At 70.1% G+C, this 24,871-nt stretch carries 23 protein-coding genes, 2 pseudogenes and 2 CRISPR repeat arrays; of the genes and pseudogenes, 16 read left to right on the forward strand and 9 right to left on the reverse strand.

Going from position 1 to position 24,871, the window contains the following annotated elements:
• The first annotated feature begins 6 nt into the window (after window positions 1-6).
• A CRISPR array of direct repeats spans window positions 7-523; the repeat unit is 29 nt; unit sequence CTCCTCCCCGCACCCGCGGGGGTCAGCCG.
• 69 nt (window positions 524-592) lie between these two features.
• Window positions 593-1,678 carry an IS110 family RNA-guided transposase gene (locus tag AC0B61_RS11475; RefSeq protein ID WP_471740428.1) on the reverse strand — a complete coding sequence of 362 codons (1,086 nt, stop codon included), beginning with the start codon at window positions 1,676-1,678 and terminating at the stop codon, window positions 593-595.
• Window positions 1,679-2,001: 323 nt separating this feature from the next.
• On the opposite strand from AC0B61_RS11475, the gene AC0B61_RS11480 reads away from it, so the two are divergent.
• On the forward strand, window positions 2,002-3,036 hold the full coding sequence (locus AC0B61_RS11480) for an IS110 family RNA-guided transposase (RefSeq protein WP_471740429.1): 1,035 nt from the start codon (window positions 2,002-2,004) through the stop codon (window positions 3,034-3,036).
• Between the two features lie 190 nt (window positions 3,037-3,226).
• Window positions 3,227-3,557: direct repeats of the CRISPR family, unit length 29 nt; unit sequence CTCCTCCCCGCACCCGCGGGGGTCAGCCG.
• Window positions 3,558-4,251: 694 nt separating this feature from the next.
• Window positions 4,252-5,559 carry an IS256 family transposase gene (locus AC0B61_RS11485; protein WP_471740430.1) on the forward strand — a complete coding sequence of 436 codons (1,308 nt, stop codon included), beginning with the start codon at window positions 4,252-4,254 and terminating at the stop codon, window positions 5,557-5,559.
• On the opposite strand, the gene AC0B61_RS11490 is transcribed toward AC0B61_RS11485, so the two are convergent.
• Window positions 5,532-6,338 (reverse strand): hypothetical protein, encoded by an 807-nt coding sequence (locus AC0B61_RS11490; protein ID WP_471740431.1) that lies wholly within the window; start codon window positions 6,336-6,338, stop codon window positions 5,532-5,534. The genes AC0B61_RS11485 and AC0B61_RS11490 overlap by 28 nt on opposite strands.
• Before the next feature lie 537 nt (window positions 6,339-6,875).
• Between AC0B61_RS11490 and AC0B61_RS11495 the strand changes: the two are divergent.
• Both AC0B61_RS11495 and AC0B61_RS11500 read left to right on the forward strand, forming a co-directional pair.
• A pseudogene (locus AC0B61_RS11495) lies at window positions 6,876-8,005 on the forward strand (IS630 family transposase).
• A 14-nt stretch (window positions 8,006-8,019) separates the two neighbouring features.
• On the forward strand, window positions 8,020-8,409 hold the full coding sequence (locus AC0B61_RS11500; RefSeq protein WP_471740432.1) for a hypothetical protein: 390 nt from the start codon (window positions 8,020-8,022) through the stop codon (window positions 8,407-8,409).
• Between the two features lie 72 nt (window positions 8,410-8,481).
• Here the strand turns inward: AC0B61_RS11500 and AC0B61_RS11505 are convergent, their stop codons facing one another.
• A complete protein-coding gene (locus tag AC0B61_RS11505) occupies window positions 8,482-9,000 on the reverse strand; it encodes a hypothetical protein (protein WP_471740433.1) in 519 nt (172 codons plus the stop codon).
• Window positions 9,001-9,806: 806 nt separating this feature from the next.
• Window positions 9,807-10,280, reverse strand: a pseudogene (locus tag AC0B61_RS11510) (hypothetical protein); the annotation flags it as partial.
• Window positions 10,281-10,799: 519 nt separating this feature from the next.
• On the opposite strand from AC0B61_RS11510, the gene AC0B61_RS11515 reads away from it, so the two are divergent.
• The gene (locus AC0B61_RS11515) at window positions 10,800-11,261 is read left to right on the forward strand and encodes a hypothetical protein (protein ID WP_471740434.1); all 462 of its coding nucleotides are present in this window, start codon (window positions 10,800-10,802) and stop codon (window positions 11,259-11,261) included.
• 136 nt (window positions 11,262-11,397) lie between these two features.
• Here the strand turns inward: AC0B61_RS11515 and AC0B61_RS11520 are convergent, their stop codons facing one another.
• Complete coding sequence (locus tag AC0B61_RS11520; protein WP_471740435.1) at window positions 11,398-11,703, reverse strand: hypothetical protein; 306 nt, start codon at window positions 11,701-11,703, stop codon at window positions 11,398-11,400.
• 1,102 nt (window positions 11,704-12,805) lie between these two features.
• Between AC0B61_RS11520 and AC0B61_RS11525 the strand changes: the two genes are divergently transcribed.
• Together AC0B61_RS11525 and AC0B61_RS11530 are read left to right on the forward strand one after the other, a co-directional pair.
• Complete coding sequence (locus AC0B61_RS11525; protein ID WP_471740436.1) at window positions 12,806-13,456, forward strand: DUF4232 domain-containing protein; 651 nt, start codon at window positions 12,806-12,808, stop codon at window positions 13,454-13,456.
• A 960-nt stretch (window positions 13,457-14,416) separates the two neighbouring features.
• Window positions 14,417-15,523, forward strand: coding sequence for a serine hydrolase domain-containing protein (locus AC0B61_RS11530; protein ID WP_471740437.1), 1,107 nt, complete (start codon window positions 14,417-14,419; stop codon window positions 15,521-15,523).
• 267 nt (window positions 15,524-15,790) lie between these two features.
• Here AC0B61_RS11530 and AC0B61_RS11535 read toward each other — a convergent pair whose 3' ends face one another.
• Window positions 15,791-15,922 carry a hypothetical protein gene (locus tag AC0B61_RS11535; RefSeq protein ID WP_471740438.1) on the reverse strand — a complete coding sequence of 44 codons (132 nt, stop codon included), beginning with the start codon at window positions 15,920-15,922 and terminating at the stop codon, window positions 15,791-15,793.
• A 386-nt stretch (window positions 15,923-16,308) separates the two neighbouring features.
• Here AC0B61_RS11535 and AC0B61_RS11540 point away from each other — a divergent pair, with 386 nt between their 5' ends.
• The 7 genes from AC0B61_RS11540 (at window position 16,309) to AC0B61_RS11570 (ending at window position 21,931) form a co-directional block, all read left to right on the forward strand.
• Entirely contained in the window at window positions 16,309-17,448 is a 1,140-nt protein-coding gene (locus AC0B61_RS11540; RefSeq protein ID WP_471740439.1) for a hypothetical protein, read from the forward strand.
• 114 nt (window positions 17,449-17,562) lie between these two features.
• Window positions 17,563-18,189, forward strand: a complete 627-nt coding sequence (locus tag AC0B61_RS11545) for a transposase (RefSeq protein ID WP_471740440.1) — start codon at window positions 17,563-17,565, stop codon at window positions 18,187-18,189.
• Complete coding sequence (locus tag AC0B61_RS11550) at window positions 18,186-18,593, forward strand: hypothetical protein (RefSeq protein ID WP_471740441.1); 408 nt, start codon at window positions 18,186-18,188, stop codon at window positions 18,591-18,593. Before AC0B61_RS11545 ends, AC0B61_RS11550 begins: the two co-directional genes overlap by 4 nt.
• Complete coding sequence (locus AC0B61_RS11555) at window positions 18,572-20,266, forward strand: alpha/beta hydrolase (protein WP_471740442.1); 1,695 nt, start codon at window positions 18,572-18,574, stop codon at window positions 20,264-20,266. Before AC0B61_RS11550 ends, AC0B61_RS11555 begins: the two co-directional genes overlap by 22 nt.
• Window positions 20,267-20,431: 165 nt before the next feature.
• Complete coding sequence (locus AC0B61_RS11560; protein WP_471740443.1) at window positions 20,432-20,884, forward strand: hypothetical protein; 453 nt, start codon at window positions 20,432-20,434, stop codon at window positions 20,882-20,884.
• Between the two features lie 225 nt (window positions 20,885-21,109).
• The gene (locus AC0B61_RS11565) at window positions 21,110-21,337 is read left to right on the forward strand and encodes a hypothetical protein (RefSeq protein WP_471740444.1); all 228 of its coding nucleotides are present in this window, start codon (window positions 21,110-21,112) and stop codon (window positions 21,335-21,337) included.
• Window positions 21,338-21,772: 435 nt separating this feature from the next.
• The gene (locus tag AC0B61_RS11570) at window positions 21,773-21,931 is read left to right on the forward strand and encodes a hypothetical protein (RefSeq protein WP_471740445.1); all 159 of its coding nucleotides are present in this window, start codon (window positions 21,773-21,775) and stop codon (window positions 21,929-21,931) included.
• A 266-nt stretch (window positions 21,932-22,197) separates the two neighbouring features.
• Here the strand turns inward: AC0B61_RS11570 and AC0B61_RS11575 are convergent, their stop codons facing one another.
• The 3 genes from AC0B61_RS11575 to AC0B61_RS11585 all read right to left on the reverse strand — a co-directional run bounded on the left by AC0B61_RS11575 (window position 22,198) and on the right by AC0B61_RS11585 (window position 23,610).
• On the reverse strand, window positions 22,198-22,488 hold the full coding sequence (locus tag AC0B61_RS11575) for a hypothetical protein (protein WP_471740446.1): 291 nt from the start codon (window positions 22,486-22,488) through the stop codon (window positions 22,198-22,200).
• A complete protein-coding gene (locus AC0B61_RS11580) occupies window positions 22,466-22,762 on the reverse strand; it encodes a hypothetical protein (protein WP_471740447.1) in 297 nt (98 codons plus the stop codon). Before AC0B61_RS11580 ends, AC0B61_RS11575 begins: the two co-directional genes overlap by 23 nt.
• Window positions 22,763-23,223: 461 nt before the next feature.
• Window positions 23,224-23,610, reverse strand: coding sequence for a DUF4240 domain-containing protein (locus AC0B61_RS11585; RefSeq protein WP_471740448.1), 387 nt, complete (start codon window positions 23,608-23,610; stop codon window positions 23,224-23,226).
• A 328-nt stretch (window positions 23,611-23,938) separates the two neighbouring features.
• Here AC0B61_RS11585 and AC0B61_RS11590 point away from each other — a divergent pair, with 328 nt between their 5' ends.
• Both AC0B61_RS11590 and AC0B61_RS11595 read left to right on the forward strand, forming a co-directional pair.
• Entirely contained in the window at window positions 23,939-24,220 is a 282-nt protein-coding gene (locus AC0B61_RS11590; RefSeq protein WP_471740449.1) for a hypothetical protein, read from the forward strand.
• Window positions 24,217-24,507 (forward strand): hypothetical protein, encoded by a 291-nt coding sequence (locus tag AC0B61_RS11595; protein WP_471740450.1) that lies wholly within the window; start codon window positions 24,217-24,219, stop codon window positions 24,505-24,507. The genes AC0B61_RS11590 and AC0B61_RS11595 overlap by 4 nt, the downstream gene beginning before the upstream one ends.
• Window positions 24,508-24,871: the final 364 nt, after the last annotated feature.

Raw genomic sequence — 24,871 nt, forward strand, 5'->3', positions numbered from 1 at the left:
CGATTGCTCCTCCCCGCACCCGCGGGGGTCAGCCGGGCCCGCTGGGGGTGGGCAGCACCTTATACGTCTCCTCCCCGCACCCGCGGGGGTCAGCCTCACCTCGGGCGACAAGACCCTGACCACCGTGTCTCCTCCCCGCACCCGCGGGGGTCAGCCGCCGCCGAGGCCGAGTTCCGTGCCGCCGTCGACCTCCTCCCCGCACCCGCGGGGGTCAGCCGACCGACGAATTGGCATATGCCGGGGTCAGTGCCTCCTCCCCGCACCCGCGGGGGTCAGCCGATGGGCACGATCTGGACGGCGGCATGGGGACGCTCCTCCCCGCACCCGCGGGGGTCAGCCGCAGCGTGGAGGATCCGGCGAGCTTGAGGGTCGCTCCTCCCCGCACCCGCGGGGGTCAGCCGGCGATGTAGGGCTGCAGTTCGGCGGTGTCCGGCTCCTCCCCGCACCCGCGGGGGTCAGCCGGCAGGCGTTGACGGAGTTCAGCTTCCAGTTCCCTCCTCCCCGCACCCGCGGGGGTCAGCCGGTGAGGGGGTCTGCGGGGCTCCCGGCCGAGGGCTCCTCCCCGCACCCGCGGGGGATGCTCCTATAGACGTCAAGCCGCAGGAGCAAGGTCGGGTTGGGTGATTCGTGAGGTTGGAGTGCTGGTCAGTGCGCGGTAGACCTCGCGGGCGACGAAGCGCTTGAGGCAGCGCGTGATGTCCTTCTTCGACAGTCCTTCCTTGGTGCGGCGGGCGACGTAGGCGCGGGTGCGTTCGTCGTAGCGCATGCGGACCAGCACGATTGTGTGGAGGGCGTTGTTCGCGGCCCGGTCACCGCCTCGGTTAAGGCGGTGACGGTGGGTGCGGCCCGAGGAGGCGGGGATCGGTGCGACGCCGGCGAGGTGCGCGAACGCTCCCTCGGAGCGTATCCGTTCGGGATTGTCCCCGGCCGATGCGAGAAGCTGGCCGGCGGTCTCGGGGCCGACGCCGAACAGCGCGAGAAGGTCGGGCGCGGCTTCCCGGACCAGCGGGCCGATCTCGGCGTCAAGCTCGGTGATCTCCTCGTCCAGCGCCTGGTGGCGGCGGGCCAGGCACCGCAGGGCCGCCTTGGTCGCGGCCAGAGGCGTCGACAGGTCCGTACCGGGCCGCAGCCGGGCGAGCGTGCGTATCAGGGCGGCCCGTTCCAGCCCCGCGAGCTGCTCGCGCAGGACCGCCGGAGCGGACACGAGCAGGCCGCGGATCTGGTTCATCGCCTGGGTGCGGGCCTTCACCGCGCTGCGGCGGCCTACCCGCAGCACGCGCACGGCCTCGACCACACCGTCGCGGCTCTTCGGGACGCCGGTGGCCCGTCCCGAAGCCACCGCCGTGGCAGCCGCGTAGGCGTCGATCGGGTCGGACTTGCCCTTCAGCCGCCGGGTCTTTCGGTCCGGCCGGTCAACGTCGACGACCGTGACCCCCGCGGCGGCCAGCACCCGGGCGAGTTCGGCACCGTAGGCGCCGGTGCCCTCCACGCCGACCGCGGTCAGGACGCCGTGCGAGCGCATCCAGTCCAGCAGGTCCCGGTAGCCGACGATGGTGGCTGGGAACTCCCGGTCGGCGAGGTGTCGGCCAAGCGAGTCGATCACCGCCGCGTGGTGGGTCAGGCCGTGAGTGTCGACTCCGCCGGTGATCTCCGGGCCGTCGTGCGTCATGCTGGTCATGTCCGTCCTTGTCGCTTGTCCGAGCCGAGGGCGGCACGCGCCGGTCGGGCGGGTGGACAAGACAGTGACGGGGCCTCTGGCCAGGCTCCTGACTTGTTGAATCGGACCCAGACGCGCGGTCTGCAGCCGTAGCGTCCAGGGTGTCGGTCGGCACGGGCCCGCAGTGCTCCTTGCCGCCCATGGGTTGGCTCTCTAATAGCGTGCCGCCGCTGGCCGACACCCGCGCGGTGTGGCTCGACAGAGGCATGAGGACGACACGGTGACTTCAAGTCAGGATGCCCACCGCACTCCCTCTCCGGTCCCGTCGAGTGCAAGGCCAGCCTGTGATCCTGATCGGTATCGACCCGCACAAGTCCTCCCACACCGCCGTCGCCGTCGACGCCTCGGGCCATCAGTTGGCCAAGCGCCGGTTCGTCGTCAACGCCGGCACGTTCCGCCAGCTCATGGCCTGGTGCGAGCAGTGGCCCGAGCGTCGCTTCGCCGTCGAGGGCGCCGGCGGGCTCGGCCGCTCGCTCGCCCAGCAGCTGGCGGCTGCCGGCGAGCAGGTGGTCGACGTTCCTGCCACGCTCTCCGCCAGGGCCAGGCTGCTGGCCACCGGCGGCAACCGCAAGACGGACGAGGCCGACGCCCGCCACGTTGCCCAGGTCGCCCTGTTCCGCCCCGACCTGCGGCAGGTCACCGCCGAGGACCAGACCACGATCCTGCGGCTGCTGACCGAGCGCCGCGACGACCTGGTCCACGAGCGCACCCGCGTGCTGAACCGGCTCCACGCCGTCCTGCGCGACCTCCTGCCCGGCGGCGTCGCCACTGGCCTGACCTCCGACAAGGCAGCCGCCGCGATGAAGGGCATCCGCCCCGTCACCGCAACCGACAACTGCCGCCGGGACATAGCCCGTGACCTGCTGGCCGACCTGCGGCGACTGGACCGCCTGGTCAAGGACAACGAGATCCAGATGCGCGAGGCGCTGGCCGCTACCCGCACCACGCTCACCGCCCTGCCGGGCCTGGGCACCGTGCTGGCCGCCAAGGTTCTCGGCCATGTCGGCGACGTCTCCCGCTTCCCCACCGAGCACCACTTCGCCAGCTACACCGGCAGTGCACCGTTGGACGCCTCCAGCGGCAACAACGTCCGTCACCGGCTCAACACCGGCGGCAACCGGGCGCTGAACTCGGTCCTGCACGTGATCGCCGTCTGCCAGATCCGCGACGGCGGCCGCGGCCAGGAGTACTACCAGCGCAAGATCGCCGAGGGGAAGACCCCGGCCGAGGCCCGCCGAGCCCTCAAGCGACGCCTGTCCAACGTGGTCTACCGGATCATGAAACGCGACCATCGCCACCAACTCGCCCAAGCCGCTTGACACACAGAGGCGCTATGAAGTCACAACGCCCGTCCGGCCGCGTGCGTGGTGACGCCGCCGACGGGCCGACAAATCCCAAACAGGACAGCCGAAGCGTCAGTCAGCCGAAGGGTCAGACCCGCCAGCAACATCACCACGAACATCATCACTGTCAGCCGAGTGCGGCAACGTCCCGGCGGCGGAGCGCATCCTCCTCCCCGCACCCGCGGGGGTCAGCCGGCACGTGAAGCCGAGTCCGCTCATCAGGTCTTCTCCTCCCCGCACCCGCGGGGGTCAGCCGTCGGTGGGTGGTGCTGGCTGTCGGGCTCCCTCCTCCCCGCACCCGCGGGGGTCAGCCGCCCTCAAGGGGGAGCTGCCCGTCCACCCGTACCTCCTCCCCGCACCCGCGGTGGTCAGCCGCTCATCCCCGCAGAGTACGCCCCGTTGTCCGCCTCCTCCCCGCACCCGCGGGGGTCAGCCGGACATCGGCCGCACCGGCCGCTCGCTCGGCATCTCCTCCCCGCACCCGCGGGGGTCAGCCGACCGGCATGCTCAGCAAGACAGCCCTCGCTGGCTCCTCCCCCACCTGTGGGGTGAGCCATTGACCACCGATGAGACTGCGGACAGCCCGTCACGTACAAACCCTTTGTCAGTAGCTGGGCCCACGCGTCTCGCCGGACGACACCATTCGTCGGCATGAAGCAGTGCCCGCTGGCCCCCTTCGCGCCAGCCGGCTTGCTTGGGTTCCTGTATCACCGTGGTCAAGGCCAGTCGGACGATGATCACGAAGGTCATCGATAGACGAGCTGCGCTGGACTTGATCGCCTGCGGCTAGAACATGTCTATCTATGTCTTTTATGTTCAAAGGCATGAACGCAGATCGTGGTTGAACCAGGATTTGATGTTCCGCTGAAGACCTCAGCTTCCATTAGCCCCGTTAGCCAAAGCAGCGCTGCCCGCGCAGTCCACCAGAAGCCTCTCACCACTGCCGTCCCGCCTGACAGCATGTCGAGGTGACTGGAGAGGTACACAACAGCAACGAGGGTTCGGTCCGGAACTTGATCCAGACAGGGAGCGCCCGCGACATCTATGTGGGCTCCTTCCCCGCCTCCCGAGCAATGCTCAAGACCTGTGGATCGGTTCCGGCAGGAACGCGGAGGGCGTACCTTCCCGAGTGATCCCGTGATGGTCATCGAGTAGGCCGACGTTGCAGCGTCGGCCGGGAAGGCACGCCCTGTGCTCACCGTAGTCAATGCCGACGGCTCGACGCGAGACGGTTCCCTGCTGGACGAGATTGTCCGCGAGGGGGCAAGGCGGATGCTTGCCGCCGCCCTGGAGGCCGAAGTCAACGCCTATATCGCCGAGTTGGCACACGAGCAGGACGAGAGCGGGAGACGCTTGGTGGTCCGCAACGGCTACCACCAGCCGCGGAAGGTCACCACCGCGGCCGGTGTGATCGAGGTCAAGGCCCCGCGGGTGAACGACAAGCGGGTGGACGCGGCCACCGGCGAGCGTAAGCGGTTCTCGTCGGCGATCCTGCCGCCGTGGTGCCGCAAGTCCCCGAAGATCGCCGAGGTGCTGCCGCTGCTCTACCTGCACGGCCTGTCCACCGGCGACTTCGTCCCGGCGATGGAGCAGTTCCTCGGCTCCTCGGCCGGCCTCTCCCCGGCCACCGTCACCCGGTTGACCGCCCAGTGGCAGGCCGACCACCAGGCGTTCCAGGACCGCGACCTGTCCGGCACCGACTACGTCTATGTCTGGGTCGACGGCATCCACCTGCGTATACGCCTGGACGAGGCCAAGGCCGCCGTCCTGGTCGTCATCGGCGTGCGCGCCGACGGCACCAAGGAACTGGTCGCGATGACCGACGGCTACCGCGAGTCGTCCGAGTCCTGGGCCGGGCTGCTGCGGGACTGCGCGAGACGGGGCATGCGCGCCCCCGTCCTAGCGGTCGGCGACGGGGCACTCGGATTCTGGAAGGCCTTGCGTGAGGTCTTCCCCGACACCCGCGAGCAGAGGTGCTGGGTTCACAAGACCGTCAACGTGCTGGACGCCATGCCGAAGTCGGCCCAGCCGGCGGTGAAGAAGGCCCTGCAGGACATCTACAACGCCGAGTACCGCGAGCACGCCGAGCAGGCGATCAAGACCTTCGCCAAGCTCTACGGCGCGAAGTTCCCCAGGGCCGTCAAGAAGATCACCGACGATCAGGACGTCCTACTGGAGTTCTACGACTACCCGGCGGAACACTGGATCCACCTGCGGACCACCAACCCCATCGAGTCGACCTTCTCCACCGTTCGCCTCCGTACCAAGGTCACCAGAGGTGCCGGCTCCCGCGCCGCCGCCCTCGCCATGGTCTTCAAGCTCGTCGAGTCCGCCCAGGCCCGCTGGCGCTCCGTCAACGGCGCCCACGTTGTCCCGCTCGTCCGCGCCGGAGCCCGCTTCGAACGCGGCCAGCGCTGGTCGAGCGCACCGGGGCGGCCGCGGCGTGAACGAGCAGTGACAAGGCCGGCTGGCTACATCAGGTCGCTGATGACCGGGTGATCCGTGGATAGGGGGCAGATGAAGACGCGCATGGTTTCTCGTCTCCCGAGTACGACCTCGGTCGGCCCCTGGCACTGACGCCGTTCGCTTGGACTACCTTCAAGGAAGCCGCCAGGCGCCCAGCTCTCCGTGCCCCCGTCCCATTCGTCACTGGCGATCGAGGCCACGAAGCGCATCCCACTGCCGCACGTGTCGCACCGCACCGGCCCGTAGTAGCCCTGGTAGTTCCAGGGTTCATGACCACCGAGCTTCCAGCCAGGGGCTGTCGAGAGGTCCCAAGAGTAGCGGGGGTCGTACTCCTCGGGGTCGTCCGGGTCACCGAAGGTCGCCATTTCCCATTCCTCGACCCGAGCCTCGAACTCCTCGCCCAGGGCTCCTGGATGCGGGTACTCGGTCACCGGCTCCGGCCGCAGCAGGCAGGGGGTGGGCAGATAGCCCGGCTCACCGATGGCCACCGGCTCCGGCGGGGTCAGGAAGCGGTCTCCCAGGTCAGCGGCGTGGCGGTAGCGGACTTGGACCCACGGGCCGGCGATTCCGTTGTAGGGAACCCCCCGAGCGTCGTAGACGTGCTGGAACGGACACCACAGGATCTGAAGAATGTCCATGCCCTCCGGAAACCCGTCGTACCAGGGCACGTCATGCGCATACACCTGCATCACAGGCAGCAAGGGCCACGACGCGTCCGCGGGTATCGCGTCCCAGGTGATCTCACCGTGGTAGGCGAACGTCGTCGACCGCTCACCTCGGACATTGGCGGGGCGATGGGGCTGCCTGCGCATCAGATGACTGCCGCCTGGGCAGGTCGGCCATGCTTCATCCTCCGTCCAGGCCAGCGGTCCTCCCACGGAGCTGTCACGCGGGCCCGGATTCGCCGGCGCGGGGTGCAGCCGGACCGCCGTCCTCGCATGGGCGGCGAGCTCGGGAAAGACCGAAGTGACATCCAACGGCCGCGGCGGAGAGACGACAGCTTTCATCGCCGCCCCCGACGGTTTCCCGTGTAGCCGACGAGGCCGATAGGAAGACCATCAGACGGCCATGGCGTCTGGACCAGACCAGCAGACTTTTCCTTGATCACACACGGCATCGTACGGAGATCCGTTCTCCCAGAACAGGGAGCTTGCGGCTTCCAGACCACGGTAGCGTTCCACAGGTCTTGACAATTGCTCCCGCCTCCCATCGCCCAGGCTCTGCATCCGCCGAAGCCGAGAACAATGCGTTGGACGAGCTGGCTAGTGCCGCATCAGGCAACGTTCGCCCTGGCGTGACGTGTTGCCCGGTTGCTGTGCCGGGCGGCACCGGTCCGTCAGAATGATCACGTGGCTGAACGCGTGCAGGTCCGTGAGATCGATGACGACGAGGGCAGACGGCTGCTGCGGATCGTCCGCCGGGGCACCGGGTCGGTGGTGACTTGGCGGCGGGCCCAGATGGTGCTGCTGTCCGCCCAGCGCATGCCCGTAGCGAAGATCGCCGAGGTCACATTCACCAGCGCTGACCGGGTCCGGGACGTGATCCACAACTTCAACTCCGACGGCTTCGACTCGCTTTACCCCAAGTACCGGGGCGGGCGACCGAGGACCTTCACCCTTCCGGAGCGTCGGGAGATCAAGAAGATCGCCAAGTCGAAGCCGGCCGAGCACGGTCTGCCCTTCTCGACCTGGAGCCTGGCCAAGCTGGCCGCTTCCTGGTCGCCGAGGGGGTGGTCGACGACATCAGCCACCAGGGCCTTCGGGTTCTGCTCCGCGAGGAGGGCGTGTCGTTTCAACGCGTGAAGACCTGGAAGACCTCCCGTGACCCCGATTACGCGGCGAAGAAGGCCCGGGTCGAACACCTCTACGCGATCGCCGATGGTGAGGTCATACCCGAGGAAGGCGAGCCCGAAGTCGTCTTCTGTCTGGACGAGTTCGGGCCGCTCAACCTCCAGCCGCACCCCGGCCGACAGTGGGCCGAACGCGGTGGCAAGGGCAAGGACCCCGACCGTGAGCCCCGGCCCCGGCGGCGGGCGACCTACACCCGACCGCACGGCGTCCGGCACCTGTTCGCCGCCTACGACCTCGCCAAGGACCAGCTCTACGGTCACATCAAGAAGACCAAGAACCGCTCCAAGTTCCTGGAGTTCTGCCGCTACCTGCGCTCGCTGCACCCGGCGGACGTGCGCGTCGCGATCATCCGCGACAACTACTCGCCGCACCTGACGACGCGGTGCCAGCGGGTCGGAACCTGGGCCGCGGCGAACAACGTCGAGATCGCCTACACCCCGACCAACAGCTCATGGCTGAACCGGATCGAAGCCCAGTTCACCGCCCTGCGCTACTTCGCCCTTGACGGCACTGACCACGCCAGTCACAAGGCCCAGGGCAGCATGATCCGCCGCTACATCATCTGGCGGAACAAGCACGCCGCCGACGAGCGCCTACGCGAAGTCGTCGCCAGGGCGAACGTTGCCTGACGCGGCACTAGGTGATGACCAGGACCACCAGCGGCATGACTGGCGACACCCAGCAGACGGCTCTCGACGGGCCGATTAGGGAATACATCTGCGAGCTCCTGCGCGCAGACCTGGCAGCGAAGGAGGCGCGCGAGGAAGAGATCCGGCGCCTCGAAGAGACCGGACACCGCATCGTGAACGGCGGTCAGACCGGAATGGACTCCTGGGAGATCACAGACTGGCGCTCAGGCGCGCTGGCGGCCGGCCAGCTCACGCATTCTCGTCGGCCGCCAGAGCGACGAGCACCACGACCCGTCTTCTTCCTCACCCTGTACGCGTGGGCGGTGTGGACGGTGGTACCGCTGCTCCTGCGGCCCGTACGTCCGGACCGACCGCGCGGCAGGCGGAAAGCGGACGGCTCATAGCGGTGGGGTCCGCCGTTGGTCCTGCCGAGGATCGCCCCGGCAGAGCCGACGGCCGGCCCGGTGGTGGCGTCCCTACAGGGTCACCGTCGCACTGTAGGTCTCGGCGGTGAATTCACCGCTTCCGGTGCTGTCGAAATACCCGGTGAGGCCGCCGGTCTTCCACTGCCCGCTCTGGTACGGGGCCGTGGCGGTCGCATAACCGTGTGAGGCATTGTGAAACGTCCCGTAGGCCTGGTTGGTCAAGGCCCCGTTGTGGTAGACGGCCGCGGTGACCGAGATGGTGGCCGCGATGGTGTTGCAGTTGACCGAGACGAGGCCCGACACGCCGGCGGTGCCGTGGGACGGCTTGCCGGCGGTTGCGGTACACGTGAGCACGACGACGGAGGGGTGCGCCGACTTGACGACGGTCACGGTTGCTCCGCCCGTCGTCACGGTGGCGCTGTTCTGGCCGGCCGGAACGGTGAACGTGGTGGTGTGGCCCGCGGCCTGAGGCGCGGTGGACGGAGCGGCTTGGGCGGCCGGGGCACCCGTCAGGGCGATAGCGGCCATCGCCGCCGCACCGACCAGGCAGGCTGACAACTTCGTGCGCATGCGACCTCGACTCGGAGAAAGGAGAACAGTGACAGTGCACGATGGTCACGCGCCAACGTACGACGCCCGACCGTCGCGGAACGGCCGGGCGCAAGATGCACAGACCCCCAACCCGCCCCTACCATGAACACTTCATCCTGCCATCGAGGCTGTCCCGCGCACCGGACAACAGCACAACTCGACACCCCACGCCCGCCCGGGCTACCCGGCGCCACCCGTCTGCCGCCGACCGGCCAGTGATGATCACCACCGGCCGCTGCGGGGAGAGTGCGCCGGGTGACCAGCACTCAGCAGCCACGCGGCATAAGCACGCTCATCCCACCACCCGAACCCACGCGACGCCCGGCGAACTGGCGACCGTCCAGCTGCCGCACCTGCGCACCGCCACCGTCCCCGTGCCGGTCCTCGCCGCGGCCCGGTGCGACACGGCAGCGCAACACACCCACCTGCCCCCACTCCCGGCCACATAGCCCTCAACCGCCCCCGGCGCCGAGCACAGTACTCCGACCGGATCTGCGCGGAGCACGCCGACGCCGATCGGTTTCCTGCGCGAGCGGTACCACACCAACGTCCACACCCACGAGCGCCGCCTCTCCGCTTTCGCCAACGGCCAGATCGGCGCGGACATGGGCGGCACCATCGAGACCCGCACCCGCCACGCGCACCAGTCCCTGCGCGAGGTCGAGCCGATGCTGGAACTGTTCGAGCACACCATCGTCGCACAGCCAAGCTGACCGACCGTCCGGCCCCGCACGAATCCGGGAGGCCCGGGTTCGTGCGGGGCCGCGCTCACGGGGTGTGGGCCGTCAGACGCCGGTCATGGTGAACGTACCCGTGCCGTCCTGCCTGCCTGCCTGCCTGCCGCTGGAGTACTGGCGGATCAGCTCGCAGTCCGCGTACCGGTCGTAGCCGATCATGGAGCCGGTGTGCTTGTTCTGCAGGCCGACCTTCGGGCTGCCGGGTACGTCACGGTAGATGTGGAACCGCTGGAGGTCGTCCTCCCGGCAGTTGGCCGTCGTCAGGTAGGCCTGCTCCTGGTTGGCGATGTCCGCGGGAATGGTCGCGCATCCGCCGTTGCCCCAGTTCCACAGGGACGCCTCGAGGACTCCGTTGTGCTCCGTCACGTTGCACAGCCGCCAGTTGTCCAGGTGAGCGCTGAAGAAGGTGGATTCGCACAGGCGGATGCCGTCGTTGGCCAGGAGCGGTGCGCTCCAGTTCAACACCTTGCCGGGGACGTCGATCCTGTAGGCGCCGGGTTGGCAGTTCAGGGCGGCGAGCGCGGCGGGCTTGGCGGCCTGGGTGGCCTTCGTGCTCTGGCCGGCCTCGGCGGCTGCTGCGGCATCGTGCTTGGCCTGGTCGGCCTTGGCCGGACCTGCCGGGTGCTGCGCGGTGGCGGCGGTGGCGCTCACGACACAGCGGGTGCTGGAGGGCGGTGTCCTGGTCGGGGTCGTACGTTCGGCGCGGGTGGCGGCGATGCGGGAACGCGTGGGCCGAACGGTTCGGGGCCACACCGGCGCGTGAGAGGATGCGCGCGGTCTTGGGGCTACGGAGGGGGTTGTCCGGTGCGTGTGCGTGCTGTCGCGCTGGTTGCGGGGGTCGCAGTGGGGCTGGGGCTGGCGGGGTGTTCCGGCGCGCAGTCGGGGGGTGGGGCTTCGGCCTCTGCAGGGCCCGTGCCGCCGCGACTGGCCGCCGGTCTGCTGACGTCCGCTCAGCTTCCGGCCGGCTTCAAGTTGCTGCCCGACGTTCCCCGCTCCCCCGCGCCTCGCGCCCCGATCATGTCAATGCCGTGCTCGGACTTGGTGACGGACAGCTTCCTGGCCACCCACACACAGGTCCTGGACGAGGCGTGGGTCAGCCTGGAGCGGCCGCCCACCGACCCCCACAACCTCGCCGACGGCTGGTACGGCGAGGAGACGCTCGACCGCTACGGGCCCGGCCAGGCGGCCGCCGTCATGACCGCCGTCCGCGGCGCGGCGCAGCGCTGTGCCTCCTACTCCGACGCGCTTCCTCTCGGCGGCCCCGCAACGCACAACACCGTCTCGACGAAGGATCCGGGCGTGCCGGCGGACGACGGCCTGCTGCTGCGGATCACCGTGACCTCCGCGGACGACACACAGCCATGGGCCATCGAGCGGGCGTTCGTCCGGGAAGGCGATGTGCTGCTGACAGTGGACAAGTTGATCGAGCAGGCACCCGTGGTCGGGGTGGAAGCCGTCCTGCCGGCCGCCGTGGCGGCCTACCGCGCGGGCAGTGGTCGGTGACCGAGCACACCGCTGCCACCACGACTTGCGCCGAGCGGCGGTGCCGCGCCCGCGCGCCCCGGCCCCGCCCCACCGCGAGCGGCCGGCACCAGCCGGACGCGAGAGACGAAAGGGCCCGCCGCAGGCGCAGCGACCCTCAACGCCACCGCCCCACCCAACCAGCCAACCAGCCAACCACCGCCTGGCGCGTCGAGCGCATGCCCTTCTCCATGGCCCCGACGTACGTCTCCAGACGTTCGCCCGCGGGGCGTAGAGCCCGCTGGACAGTCACGCCCCGGGCGGGCCGCTCGCGCCCCAGCGCGGCGCCGACGGCGGCGTTGCCGATGCTGCGTTGCAGGGCCAGCAGACCGGTCTGGGCGGCTGAGGTGGCCGAGGCCAAGTGCCGGGTGCCGTTCCGGTGACCGGGTCGGGTGTGGTCCGAGCGTTCGTCGTGGGCGCGCATGACTGGGCGGTCTCCCTGGAGGTGGCTGGACGTCAGTCCAAGGGTCGGTGCGCGAACAGACGTCCGGAAGAAGCGAGCGGGCAGCGGGTGGGGCAGGGTGAGTGCCTGCTTCGGCAGTCCGGGTTGCCCCGGCGCCGGGCCTGACCCCGAGCCGGGTTGCGCCGGCTTCTCGCTCGGCCTCATCGCAACGTTGACCCTGCCCCCTCCGGCGCCTCCGCCCTGGCAGCGGCGTTCCCGGAATACCGCACGGTTCGAATGACGCTCACCGCCAGTCGGGGCCGATCTCCGGGAACCGCCATCGCGTGCTGGGCACCGGAGCGGCCGGCGCCCCGAGCGGTGCCGCCCATGTCGGAGCGGGGCGTGCCCGGCCGCCTCCAGTCCGGCCGTGCCCTCCAGCCGCCAGGTCTTGTGCCGGTCCTTGGTGTTGCCGTCGGTGGCGACCAGGCCGTGCAGGGCGAGGTCGCCGAGGCCGGCCGGACCGCCTTGTTCGACGCCGTGCCGGGGCGCAGCAGGCGCTGGAGCTGGTCGGCGGTGGCGACCTTGAGGACGCCGAGCGCGCCGAGGACGTCGGAGCGCAGGGCGTTGGTCGAGCTGTTCGGGTTGGCGGCGCCGCGCCGGAACGCGGTCCGCCCCGGCCGGAACGGCTGCGGTGGTTCGACGGCGTCGGCCTGGTCGTCGTTGTCGTCGGGCGGGTCGGGGTGCTGACGGGTGCTCCCGGCGGATGGAGATCCGGTCGGGCACCGGACGGGGCGGGGCACCGCGGTGGAGTCCGGGTCGGGGCAGGTGGAGTCGGTCCTCGTGCGGTGCAGGCCGGCGCGTCCACCCGGCCCTCGGTTGACGCGGACGCGTCCCGGGTCAAGATCCGCTCGGTCACGGGTCTGTCCCAGCGGGCGACGGCCGTGCCGGGGCAGCGGGAGAACGGTGAGAACCGGCGTGCGGCCTGGGCTCGCGGCCGTGTGGCGGGGATAAGGAGCCCGACGTACGCGCTCCTTCGTGTAACAGCACTGTCCTGGACAAAGGTTGGGCGAAACGGTTCACCCGGTGCGGATGTCCTGCTCACCAGAAACCCGGCCACTGCCACCCCGAACCTGAGGAAGACACAATGCGCGTTCACAAGCTGACCCTCGCCGCCCTGGTCGTTGTTGCCGGTGTCTCCCTCACGGCCTGTCAGAACGACGACCTCGACGGCGCAACGGCGGCGAGCACGCCGACCGCCACCGCCGCGCCCACCAAGGCCGCCCCGGGCGGCAACTCGGCCCCGGCCCCGGCGAGCTCGGCTCCCGGCGGGAAGGCCACGACCGGCGGCACCGGCTCCACCGACACCGGCAAGGGCGGCAAGTGCCGCACCGACGACCTCACGATCACGGCCGCCGACCGCACCATCGACGGCGACGCCCAGCGCACCGTGGTGGTCGAGCTGAAGAACCACAGCGGCCACGACTGCTCGATCAGCGGGTACGCCGGTGTCGACCTGAAGACCAACGCGGGCTCGATGTCGGCGGAGCGCTCCGGCGAGCCGGTCGTCCCGGGCGTCCTCAAGAACGGGAAGTCGACCTTCTTCGGCATCAGCTACCCGGCCAACAACACCGGTGGCACCGGCCTGCGCCTCACCGGCCTCGTGGTGACCCCGCCGGACGAGACCAAGTCCGTCACCCTCCAGTGGCCGGGCGCCGGCTCGCTGCCCGCCACCGACACCCCCGGCAACCCGGTGAAGGTCGGCCCGATCGGCAGCGCCGGCCAGGGCGGCCAGTGATCGGCGCGTGCCGAGTCCAGGCCGGCGCCGTGGTGGAGGGTGCGGATGCCGTCGTTGCCGGTCCAGCGCAGCCAGAACGCGCCGCCCGCCAGCGGGGAGTCGAGGCCGCCCGGCCCGGGCCGTTCTGGCGGTCGGGCATGGGCCGGCTGCGCTGGGGGAAGAGCTCCAGTCGAACGGGCGCGCGCCTCTACGGCGACGGCCTGTACCGGATCGTGTGCGTCGAGGAGGAACGGCCGTGACCACCGACACCACCGGCGACGACCGCGGCGGGGTGGGGCGGCGCAGTTCGCCGGTGCGCGGATCGAGGTCGGCGCGCCACTGGATGACGGCCGGGCGCAGACTGTTCACGCGGCCTTCGGGCAGCAGGGCGGTGTCGAGCTTGAGGCGGCGCAGGGCGTCGTAGAGGGGGTCGAGGTCGCCGGGGGTCCACATGACGACGGTGCGCTCGGTGAGGAACCTGGTGAGGCCGGCCAGGGCGGGGCCATCCGCTGGTGGAAGCCGCCCATGCCCCTGTCCTCGTGCCAGAACCAGATCGCCAGGCGCCACCTCTGCGCCCGCTCGGTGTCGGCGTTGAGCAGCGTCTCAATCAGCTCCACCCCAATCCGCCGACGCCGGTACTCCGGGCGACCGCGATCTCGGAGATCTCCACCACCCTCTCCCGCAGCTGGTTCACCATGGACTCCGGCAACTGCGTAATCGCCTGGTGGGACCACGCCCCCGTGGCGCCCGCGTTCAGCACGCCCACATTCATGAGTGGTTGCGCGTCGGGGAGCTGAAGGGCCCGTTCAGTCGGCGGGGGTTATCCCTACCCGCGGTGGGTGGTTGGCAGGATCCCTTTCGCGATCTTGCCCGGAGATGCTGGGTCCACAGGCAGTCTCACTCCCACAGGAGTCTTTCGTGTACCAGAATGCAGGGGGCAGGTTCCGTTCCTCCGGTCAGCGGAGCACCCGACGCGGGGCGGTGTCGACGGCAGTCGCTGTGGCCGCCGGCATCGTGGCAATCGGTGCGCTGATGGCGCCTCCAGCGGTCGCCGGGTCCGCGCCGGACGGTGTCCAGCAAGGCCTGAACGCGTTGGTGCGTGACGACGGGCTTCCCGCCGCGCTGGCAAGCGTCAAGGGCCGCGACGGACAGGCCCGTAGCTACACGGCGGGCGTGGCAGACCTGGACACCAACGCCAAGGTGCCCGTCGACGGACAGGTCCGCATCGGCAGCAACACCAAGGCGTTCACCGCCGTGGTCATGCTGCAGCTGGTCGGTGAAGGAAAGGTCAACCTCGAGGCCCCCGTCGACACCTACCTGCCGGGCCTTCTGCGCGGGGACGGGATCGACGGACGCACCATTACCATCCACCAACTGCTCCAGCACACCAGCGGCCTGCCCGACTACGCGGAGGCCCTCGATCTCGTCTCCACGCGACGCCAGTACGTTGAACCCCGCGACCTCCTCGACCTGGCCCTCGCGCGCAAGGCCGAGTTCTCCCCGGGCGCGAAGTGGGAGTACAGCAACACGAACTACCTGGTCGCCGGCCTGGTCATCCAGAAGGTCACGGGCCGGCCGGTCGGTGAAGTGATCACTCAGCGCGTCATCAGCCGCATTGGACTGCGCCACACCTACTTCCCCTCCCCGGGGGACATGACCATCCAAGGCCCGCACCCCCAGGGCTACTTCCCGGAGAAGGTCGGCGGGCCCCTGCGCAACTTCACCGAGATGGATCCGTCCGGGGCCTGGGCCGCAGGTGCGATGGTCTCCACCAACACCGACCTCAACCAGTTCTACAGCGCGCTCCTCGCAGGCCGCCTCCTCGCCCCGGCGCAGCTCGCCCAGATGCGCACCACCGTCCCCGCCGACGCCGTGGGCCCCGGCATCCGCTATGGCCTGGGCCTGGAGAGCAGGCCGCTGTCGTGCGGCGGCGTGTACTGGGGTCACGGCGGAACCATTCCGGGATACCGGACCCGCGGAGGCGTCACCGAGGACGGCCGCGCCGTCAACATCGCGGTGACCACCATCCCAACCGGCGCAGCCGCGCAGCACCTGGACGCGGCCGTGGACGCCGCCCTGTGCAGCTGAGCAGGCGCGCTGTGCCAACTGGCGGTCTACGAAGGGGACGACGAGGACGGCACGACGATGCGCCGGCTGTTGGCGGACGGACCGCGCACGTGGTGGCAACTGGCCGCCGGGGCCGGAGTGCTCCACGTGGCGTGCCGGAGTGCCGGGTGGGAGCGCCAGACCCGGGCCCTGGACCGGGTGATGGTCTCCCGACTGCTGCAGTATCTCCCGGAATCGGATGTAACGGGGATCCGCCCGACTCGAGCGGGCGGATCCTAGCGGCTCCGTTCAGCGTGCGAGGTTCTGACGGGTGGTGACCAGGGTGCGCCAGCAGGAGCGGACCGTGTCCTCGTCATCGAGCCACTGTGTGGTCGAGGGGCCGTCGAGTGGCAGGCCGGCCATGTAGTGGGCGATGTCCATGTAGTAGGTGAAGTCGCCGTTCGTGGTGGCCTCCCACAGGCGGGCGATGGTGGTGGTCAGGTCGTTCTGGTCGTCACGGGCGGCGTGGTGGAAGGCGAGGGCGGTCTCCAGCAGCGGGGTAACGGGGATCCGTCCGACCGGGCAGGGTCACGGCGTAACGCCGGTGAGCGGGCATGGCCACCGCCCTGCCAGTCGGCCAGCTGCCCGAGCAGGCCGCGCACTGCGACCGGCAGCTGCTGCCCAGCGGCGCTGCACACTGCTGATCCCCCTTGTCCGCGCGCAGTAGGCGACGACGGCGCGGCCCCGCCCAACCGCGAATAATGACTCGCCGCCGGGCCGAGACGAAACCCGGACCGGCGGCTGACCTGGGCGGCTACCATCCGGCTATGGACAGCGCCCCGCCGAACGCCGCCACCGATCCGCCGGCCGACAGCGAGGCCCCGTGCGCGCGCCCCGGATGCTCCAACCCGGCGCTGAAGGGCCCCACCCAGCGCCCGAAGAAGTACTGCTCCCGTTCGTGCCGCAGCAAGAGCGACCGCGCCAAGGCCAAGGCGCGCCGCGAGGCAGAGGCAGAGGCCGCTGCACTCGCTGCTGCGCCGGATCCTGCCGCTACCCCGAGCCCGGCTGCTTCCACTACCACCCCGGCTGCCGCTGCTTTACCCGCCCCGGTCGCCGCACCCGCTGCTTCACCAACTTCTCCTGCTGCACCCGCTTCTGCTGAGAACTCCTGGGACGCGGACGGCCGCGACCTCCTGGGCGTCGCCGACGCGCTGCGCCGCCGCCTCGACCACTTCCTGGAGGAGACCCGCAGCAACGACCCGACCGAGGCGTTCCGCGAGCTGGCCCGCCTGCTGCCCGGCTACAGCCACCGCGCCTACTCGATCGGGCAGAAGATCCGCGACAAGGCCCGCTGGCCTGACATCACCGAGGACGAGCGCCGCCACCGCAGGATGCTGGAGCGGATCGACCTGTGGAAGATCCCCACCTTCGACCCGAACGCCCCGGTCCCCGGCCTCGACGACGACCAGGAGCAGCCGTATTCCGCCCCGCGGGGCGAAACCGCAGCCGACGACGAGGACCAAGAGCAGCCCGCCGGGCTGCGACCCGAGATCGCCGGCCCGCCCCGCCCCACCTCATCGGCCGCGCTGCCCCGCCAGCACAACGGCGACCCGCTGCGCCCGCCGCCGGAGCCGTACCTGCGCGGCTTGGACCGCTACGACCTGATCCGCAACGCCAGCTCGCTGCTCGGCTCCGGCTGGGACCTGGTCGGCTGGAGCTGGGCACCCGGCCTGTTCCACGTCCGTAAGGACGGCCGTGTGCTCGGCTGGATCGAGCACGGCGCGGCCCGCGTGAACGGTTGGGCCGTGCTGGTCGCCGGCACCTTCCTCGTGGACAACGAGGATCCCGAGCACCCGCTCATCTGCGGCACGGCCGACGAAGCAGCCCTCCTCATCCGCCAGGCCCTGGACCAAGGCCTGATCGAGGCCGCCGGCCCCACCGCCACCAGCACGCCTCCGAGCTCCTGAAAACGGCCGCCACAGTTGTCACGACCCCCTGTCGCGCCCCGCGGTTGCGGCGGACCGGCGACCGGTAGAGCCGCGTCCGGTCCCTTCACGATCGCCCGGCCCAGGGGCAGACGCATGTGGACGATCGGCGATCTGGCCGAGCGAGCAGCGTGGCGCCGGGGCGGCCCTGAGCGAGCGTCACCTACGCTCCAGCACCGGGTCGAAGGACTGGCTGCAGGCCGTCGCCGTCGAACTCGGCGGCCGCGTCGGCGAACGGCTGTGCCGCAAGCCCAGCGTCACGGCCGGCCGCACCCGACTCCTCGGACTGCTGGAGGCCCCGAAGTGCCCGAACACGCACCGCGGGTGCTCGGCGTCGACGAGTTCGCTTTCCGCCGGGGCCACCTACAGCACCCTGCTGGTCGACGTCGAGGCCGCCGGGTCGTCGACGTCCTCCCGGACCGGACTTCGGAGACCTTCGCCGCCTGGCTGCGCGAGCACCCGGGCGCGGAGATCGTCTGCCGCGACCGTGCGACCGCCTACACCCGCGCGATCAAGGAAGCCGCGCCTAACGCGATCGAGGTCGCCGACCGCTTCCACAGGACTCACCGGCCCAGGCGCCCCACGGTAGTCGGCGAGCGTGGTGAACACGCTCACGGTCGCCTACGAGATCGCCAAACAGCGAGAGGGCGCACTCCCGTGGGAGTGGAAATTGGAAAGCCCCTGCATCGGACAAACTGTCATCAACAGCATGATTTTGGATGAGTATTTATACGGATAGAGATCGCCTGGTCACCGATTTAGGCTCCCTGCTGACCAACACCGTCGGGAGGGAACCAGTGGGCCATCTCAAGGTCAATCCGAGCGAGATCTCCATGTCCGCGGGTGTGGCGCGGGCGATCGGCGAGGACCTCACGAAGCCCTGTCAGGCAGCTGTGGCCGCAAGTCATACCGCAGCCGGTCAGTTGACGGGATGGTCGATGGCCGGCCGGCTCGGTCACGTGGCGGACGGCTGGGCGCCCGTACTGGCGGGCATCAGCGACCGTCTCAAGAAGACGGCCGACAACCTCACCGCCACGGCTCAGGACTACACGAACAACGAGAACGCCAACGCCGACGTGTGGCAGAAGCAGAAGATCGGCGAGGCATGGGAGAAGCCGGGCCAGTGAGCAATCTGTACGAGTTGCTGGTCCGGTTCAATCCGGCTGGACTGCACGACGCCGCCAAGGCCTGGCGGGCTCTTTCCAACGGGGCCCAGTCCGCCGACAACCGGCACCGCAGCCAGGTGAACGGCCCGCTGCGCAACGGTAACTGGGAGGGGGACGACGCGCAGAAGGCCTTCTACGCACTGGGCCGGACCGAGGAGATCCTGGAGATCGTGCGGGTCGAGTCCGCCGCGGTCGCGCTCACCCTGGACACCGTTGCCGACCGGATGTATCAGGCGCAGACCAATCTGACGAACGCTGTGCACCGTGCCCAGGAGTGGGGGCTGACCGTCGGCGCCGACGGAACAGTGAACCTGCCGGCGTTGAGCAAGGGCGAGCAGAACGACCCCGAGGCCAGGTCCAACCCTGAGCGCAAGGCCCTGGCCGATCTGTCTGTACAGGCCCAGGAGCAGATCAACAAGGCGCTGGCCGACGCGAAAGAGGCGAACGACAAGGGCACCCTCGCCCTCGGCCGCCTCGATGCCGACATCCTGACCCGGCCGATGACGTTCGGCTCCGTCGCTGAAACCGCCTCCGACGTGAAGGACGTGGCGAAGGACCTCGGCCTCGCCGATCCGTACGTCCCCGAGAACAAGGACCCGCAGAAGTCCGCCGACTGGTGGAAGTCTCTGACCCTGGAGCAGCAGAGCAGCTACCTCGCCCTCTACCCGGGCAAGGTCGGGCAGCTGGACGGTCTGCCCGCGACGGTGCGGGATGAGGCGAACCGGCTTGCCCTTGATCAGGAGCTGGACGGGCTGAAGTCCGGCACCGCGCGCGGAAGCGGCATCACATCCGGCGAGTGGAACGCCCGCGAGCAGAACCTGATGAAGCTCAAGGAGCAGCTCGACCAGCACGACACCGCAGTTGGCGACAAGCAGTTGTTCCTGCTCTCCTACGACTCCAAGTCCTACGGCGGCGACGGTAAAGCGGTCATCGCCATGGGCAATCCCGACACCGCCAACCACACCGCTGTCATGGTGCCGGGAACGGGGACGACGATCGCCAGCACGGGCGGCCAGCTCGAACGCATCAACAGCATGCAGGAGGCCGCGAAGGAGGCGTCGAAGGGGACCAACCAGACGGTGTCGGTGATCTCGTGGCTCGGATACGACGCCCCCGAACTCCCGGTCGTGCAGGAAGCGAACCTGGGTGTCGGCGGTACGACCCGGGCCCAGGACGGAGCCGCAGCCCTGCGCCAGTTCACCCAGGGCACCCGCGTCGCCCAGGACAGCGCCGGCAACCACAGCCACCTCTCGGTCTTCAGCCACAGCTACGGGACGACGCTCGTCGGTGCGGCGGCCGCCGGCGGACAGGGGCTGGGCGCCGACGACATCGTGGCCGTTGCGAGCCCCGGGATGACCGTCCAGCACGCCGACCAGCTCCATATCGACCCCAACCACTTCTGGACCGGCCGGGCGGACGACGACCTGCTGATCAAGACAACATCGGGACTCACCCTCGGCGAGGACCCGATGCTCGACACCTTCGGTGGGAACAATTTCCTGACCGACACATCCGGGCACAGCGGATACTGGGATGCAGGCAGCCAGAGCCTCGACAATCAGGGCCGCCTCATCGTCGGGAAGCCGCCGAGCACGGTTCCCAAGGAACACCCCAGCCCACCGCCTCCCCCGTGACCGCTGGAGCCTGGCCGACCACGGCCCGGCTGCCCGCCCTCACCCTGTCCCGGCCGCAAGGATTCCATGTCCCCCTTCCCACGACTCGCCGCACGCCCCACCGGAGCCCGACGCCTGGGGGCCGCCGCTATCGCACTCTGCCTGCCCCTGATCCTCGGAGGATGCATGTCCACATCCGGTCCCAACGATCCGCTGCCCGTCAAAGCCCGCCAGGACGCCCAGGACTGGGCCCAGCACATGACCGAATACATGGCGCAGACTGCCGGAACCGCCCTCGACACGGGAAGCGCCGAACCGAAGTTCAGCAACTGCGTCGGCAAGAACGACGAGGTCCGAGACGACGGCCGCTACAAGCTGGTATACGTCGCCTACAGCTCCGCCCCGCTCGAACAGCACCCCGAGGCCGTACGTAAGGTCCGCACGATGCTCGAACAGCAGGGATTCAAGATCGACGGCTACAGGGAGACCGCCGACGGCAAGGTGGACACGGTCCTCGACGCGTCCCAGGAATCGAGCCGCTACATGGTCACCGTCGAGACCACCACCGGCGGGCTGCTCCTCTACCGGGTCAGGACCCCTTGTCTGATGCCTCCCACCCCGTCACCGAGCTCTCGTTGACGCCGGAGCAGCCCGACCCGACGCTTGAGCGACATTTGGAGGATGGAGGGGCGACCAGCGTCGCGGTGGCGGGGCCGTCGCCTGCCAGAGCGGCCTGATTGTGCAGGGCGTCAGTGAGGACGAAGACCATGCGGGCCATCGGATCGCCGTTGATCTCCGCGACCAGTCGGCCCGTTTCGTGTATTCCATGGTGGCGTCGATGCCGAATGCGGCGATCAGGACGCGATGAAGCGTGTGCTGCCCACAGGCGGCCAGCAGTGCCGGCAGCGGGCGCTCGCCGGCACTGCCCGCCAGTACCCCCAAGGCATCGTCGTCGTTCTTGACGACAGCCTCAAGCGTGGCCAGTGCCCGCAGATGCTCATCGCCAGTCAGCTCGATGTCCATGGCTACAGGGGAGGGCACCACCCGCTCGCCGCGCCCGGCCCGCCGATGACCCTCACCGGTGCAGCGTGACCAGGATCGCCCCATCACCCGCCCGCCGACCGCTACCGTCGATCATGCGCCCGCCATCCCCACGGAAGTTCGCGGGGTAGAGGCTCCACACGCTGTCGTCAGCCTCCCGGTGAGTGGGCCCGTTGACTTCGCCTGGTGCAGTTGCCGACGACCGCAGGGCCCTGGGCGGGCCGGTGGTGGAGGGACGCTTGTCAGCGACGGATGAAGGCCGTGATGCGCCAGGTGCGCGCGGGCGGGTCGGTCTCGGTGGAGACCTTCAAGAGCGACGGCGACGGCGACGGCGACGACGACCAAGCGCCGGAGTGCCGGCTGGGCGCGCTATGGGCGGCCCGGGGGGTGACGGGGCATCCGCTGAACCGACGAAGAAGGATCTCGCCGTGCCGCACGGCCTGGTGGAGGCGCTGTGCCGCTTCGTCACGACCGTCCTGCGCCTGCATGAGGCCGCCGCCAGCCGGCTGCTGGACGGGCCGGTTCGGCCCGACGGACAAATCGCTCCGGCTGCGGTTCGACGGCACCCTGCAGCTCACCCCGTCCGGCGCGATCCCTCTCACCAGCCTCAACCTGCCCGGCACGGCCGCCGCGCCCGCCCGCTGAGTCCGGCGGCGGCGGAACCGGAGCGCAGAACCTGCTCCGAGTCCCTGCACCTGCCGGGGCGAACCCCGGACCGAACGCCCGGAGGCCGCCACCCCGCTGGGTGGCGGCCTCCAGTGCCTTCTCGGGGCCTCGGCAGCCTAACGCGTGCCTCGGACATCAGCCCCGTCCGCTCTGGCTCCTGCCTCACGGCCGCGACAGGACTCCGGCGGCCTCCCCGGCCGTCCGCGCGCCCGCGACCGGCCCCCGGCGGGACGGGTGGTGGCTCGTCAGAGGGGGATGATGCGGGTGAGGCGTACGACGTGGCAGTGCACGTCGATGACGTACTCGACCAGGCCCCGTCCGTGGGGGATCGGGAGTCGGCGCCAGTCGCCGGCGCTGTCGCGCGCGCTGCTCTCCGGCAGCCACGGGTTCTCGGCGATCGAGACAGTGAGCGCGACGATCGCGGAGAACAGTTCGGCGGGCAGGTTGGGATCGGACAGGGCGTCCTGGACGGCCTCGGAGGGCAGGACCGGCCACAGGTCGTCCGGTTCTTCGTCACTCCCCCGGCAGGTCTCCACCTCGTTCGCGGCGCAGCCGCAGGACGTCGGCCATGGTGGTGGTGGGCAGGGTGGCGTTGCGGGCGGCGGCGATGATGCGGTCCTGGTCGGGGTCGGTGTCCATCTCCGCTTCGCACCACCAGCGCTTGAGGACGTCTTCGGCCTGGTCGATGGGGGCCTGGCCGAGTTCGCGGTAGAACTCCATCCGGCGCCCGCCTTGCAGCGCGGCGGCGATGCCGTCGGGGGTGCGGGGTACTCGGGGCTGCGGGGGGTGGTACACGGGTTGGACGCTCATCGGGTTCCTCCTGCCTCTGCCTCTCGGCACCACGGTATCCGGTGGCGGTCGGTCGGTGGTCACCGCGCTGGATTCGGGTGCTGGGCCCGCTGTGATCAGGTCTGGGACGTGTCGGGCAGGTGGGCGGGCTGTTCGATGAGGTGAATGGTCGGGGGTAGGGCGGGCGCGGCGGGATGGGGACCGTCGGCACGATGGGCACTCCGGCCGGGGCGGGGCCGGTCCTGCGTCCGGGGGCGCGGCGGCTTCGGCGGGTGCGGCGCTGACAGGCCTGTCGGTGTCGGCGCACCCTCTGGTCTTGTCGTCTTGTCCACCGAGGTCCGGGGACCGAACGAAGAGCGGCATGGCGTCGACGACCGGCTTCCCGGCCACGCGGCGTCGCGCCTGGTCGCTCACCGGCGCCGCGGCCACCCTCCCGGTTGGAGTACGACTCGACGTCGTACCCGGTGGCACGGTCCCATTCCTCACCCGTCGCCCCCAGGTAGGTCTGAGGCGCTACGTAGAGCAACCACTCGGCCCAGCGTCGTAGCCGTGAACGGGGAGAAGCGCGCCGGGTCGTCGAGCACTCTCTCGTACGTCTCCCGGCCTGCCGCGACCACGGCGCAGCGGGCGTAGCGGAAGTGGTCGCCGGACTGCGGGAACGGGTCGTCCTCCGTGGTCATGTCGATCACCGGCAGCAGCCCGAACCGCTCCTGGTCGAGCCGGTGAAGTGCCTCGGCCAAGCGCTCTCCGAAGCCGGTGATCTCGGTGACCGGCCGCCGCGCGAACAGTTCGGACAGCGACGCACAGCCGCGCCGGCTGGCGTGCCCGTCGAGAAGGTCGATCATGCCCCAGAACTCTTCCCAGGTCATCACGGGCGCCGCATCGCACGCACAGCTGACATCGATCGGGTTCCAGCGGATCGGGGGACACCTGGCGCAGGGTGGGCGATGACAGGGCGACGGGGACTTCCATGGTCTCTGGGGGCCGGCTTGCCGAGGAAACTCCAGTGTCGATTCCAGGCCCTGGTCAGGCGGTCACCCGACCGGTCCAGCCGATCCGGCCGGGGATGTCATCGCCCGATCACCGGCGGAGTTGACCGGGCGCTTCCGCGGCGTGACCGCTCCCCCGGGTGTCGGGTCGGTCGGCAGGGGGAGGACACTGGTGCAGGACCGCCCGACGAGAAGCCCCGGAGGAACGGTGAGCGCCGCACCCGTGCACGGCCACCACGACGGCCACCAGCCCATTGCCCGTACCCAGGACGCCGTCGCTGCTGCCCTCCCCCCGGCGCAACGGATGGAGTTCTACCGGGAGATGGGCGAGGCGGACGACGCGACGATCGGCGGCGTCCTGCGGCGCTGGTGGCTGCGGGCCGAGCTCTACCAGGATCCGGAGGGCGACCGCATCCACACAGCGGTCCAGGACGGGACCGCCCCCGGCACCTCCGCCTCCGCGATCCTTCGGCGCCTCGGTACCCGGTGAGCGAGTACTTCGAGGGTCCGGACGAGGATGATCCGATCACTCTCTCCCCGGCCGTCGAGCAGTTCCTCGCCGACCCGGGCACCTCGTCCGACGTGTTCTCCGCCGTGGTGGCCTTCCTCGTCGACCTTCGTGAGAACCCCTTCCCCCACCTGAGCATGCCTGTCCCGGGTCGACCCGGCATGCACTCGACACCGCTGCGCCGGGATCTGGGGCTGGTGGAGTACGCGGTGGACGAGACGGCGGATCCGGCGCGCATCTACGTCTCCCGGATTCTGCGAGCGGACTGACCCGTAGCCTCCTTGCGCCGTCCCCGGGCGAGGCGTTCGGCAGACCACCGGGGACGAGGGCGGGTGGGTGAGGTGGTTCTCTTGTCGACCTGGCCCGGTGTGGGCACTGACCTTGGCCGGCGGCTCCCGACGGTTGCAAGGAGCGAACCGTTGCCAGCCGTCCGCGGCACCTCCACGGTGACGTTTCGATGAGCACCGGCGGCTACTCCCCGAGGCGGGGCATCGGCAGGGACCTCCAACGGTCCGAATGAGCGCCGCGTCAGACAGCGCTTGCCTGGTAGCGAGAGATCGCTCTGTCGACTGGTGGGAGAGTGCGGACATGGAGATTGCCAACCGCACGCTGACGGTGGACGTGATCGCGGCA

The organism is Kitasatospora sp. NPDC023385 (genome assembly GCF_055664045.1).

What these genes read in the sequence shown, in the direction of transcription:
- AC0B61_RS11500 (WP_471740432.1), top strand. Translation starts at nt 8,020, where the DNA reads ATGACCAGGACCACCAGCGGCATGACTGGCGACACCCAGCAGACGGCT.
- AC0B61_RS11545 (WP_471740440.1), top strand. Translation starts at nt 17,563, where the DNA reads ATGTGGACGATCGGCGATCTGGCCGAGCGAGCAGCGTGGCGCCGGGGC.
- AC0B61_RS11550 (WP_471740441.1), top strand. Translation starts at nt 18,186, where the DNA reads ATGAGTATTTATACGGATAGAGATCGCCTGGTCACCGATTTAGGCTCC.
- AC0B61_RS11560 (WP_471740443.1), top strand. Translation starts at nt 20,432, where the DNA reads ATGTCCACATCCGGTCCCAACGATCCGCTGCCCGTCAAAGCCCGCCAG.
- AC0B61_RS11585 (WP_471740448.1), bottom strand. Translation starts at nt 23,610, where the DNA reads ATGACCTGGGAAGAGTTCTGGGGCATGATCGACCTTCTCGACGGGCAC.
- AC0B61_RS11555 (WP_471740442.1), top strand. Translation starts at nt 18,572, where the DNA reads ATGGGAGAAGCCGGGCCAGTGAGCAATCTGTACGAGTTGCTGGTCCGG.
- AC0B61_RS11565 (WP_471740444.1), top strand. Translation starts at nt 21,110, where the DNA reads ATGAAGCGTGTGCTGCCCACAGGCGGCCAGCAGTGCCGGCAGCGGGCG.
- AC0B61_RS11475 (WP_471740428.1), bottom strand. Translation starts at nt 1,678, where the DNA reads ATGACCAGCATGACGCACGACGGCCCGGAGATCACCGGCGGAGTCGAC.
- AC0B61_RS11535 (WP_471740438.1), bottom strand. Translation starts at nt 15,922, where the DNA reads ATGGACATCGCCCACTACATGGCCGGCCTGCCACTCGACGGCCCCTCG.
- AC0B61_RS11525 (WP_471740436.1), top strand. Translation starts at nt 12,806, where the DNA reads ATGCGCGTTCACAAGCTGACCCTCGCCGCCCTGGTCGTTGTTGCCGGT.
- AC0B61_RS11520 (WP_471740435.1), bottom strand. Translation starts at nt 11,703, where the DNA reads ATGCGCGCCCACGACGAACGCTCGGACCACACCCGACCCGGTCACCGG.
- AC0B61_RS11490 (WP_471740431.1), bottom strand. Translation starts at nt 6,338, where the DNA reads ATGCGCAGGCAGCCCCATCGCCCCGCCAATGTCCGAGGTGAGCGGTCG.
- AC0B61_RS11505 (WP_471740433.1), bottom strand. Translation starts at nt 9,000, where the DNA reads ATGCGCACGAAGTTGTCAGCCTGCCTGGTCGGTGCGGCGGCGATGGCC.
- AC0B61_RS11540 (WP_471740439.1), top strand. Translation starts at nt 16,309, where the DNA reads ATGGACAGCGCCCCGCCGAACGCCGCCACCGATCCGCCGGCCGACAGC.
- AC0B61_RS11570 (WP_471740445.1), top strand. Translation starts at nt 21,773, where the DNA reads ATGAGGCCGCCGCCAGCCGGCTGCTGGACGGGCCGGTTCGGCCCGACG.
- AC0B61_RS11580 (WP_471740447.1), bottom strand. Translation starts at nt 22,762, where the DNA reads ATGAGCGTCCAACCCGTGTACCACCCCCCGCAGCCCCGAGTACCCCGC.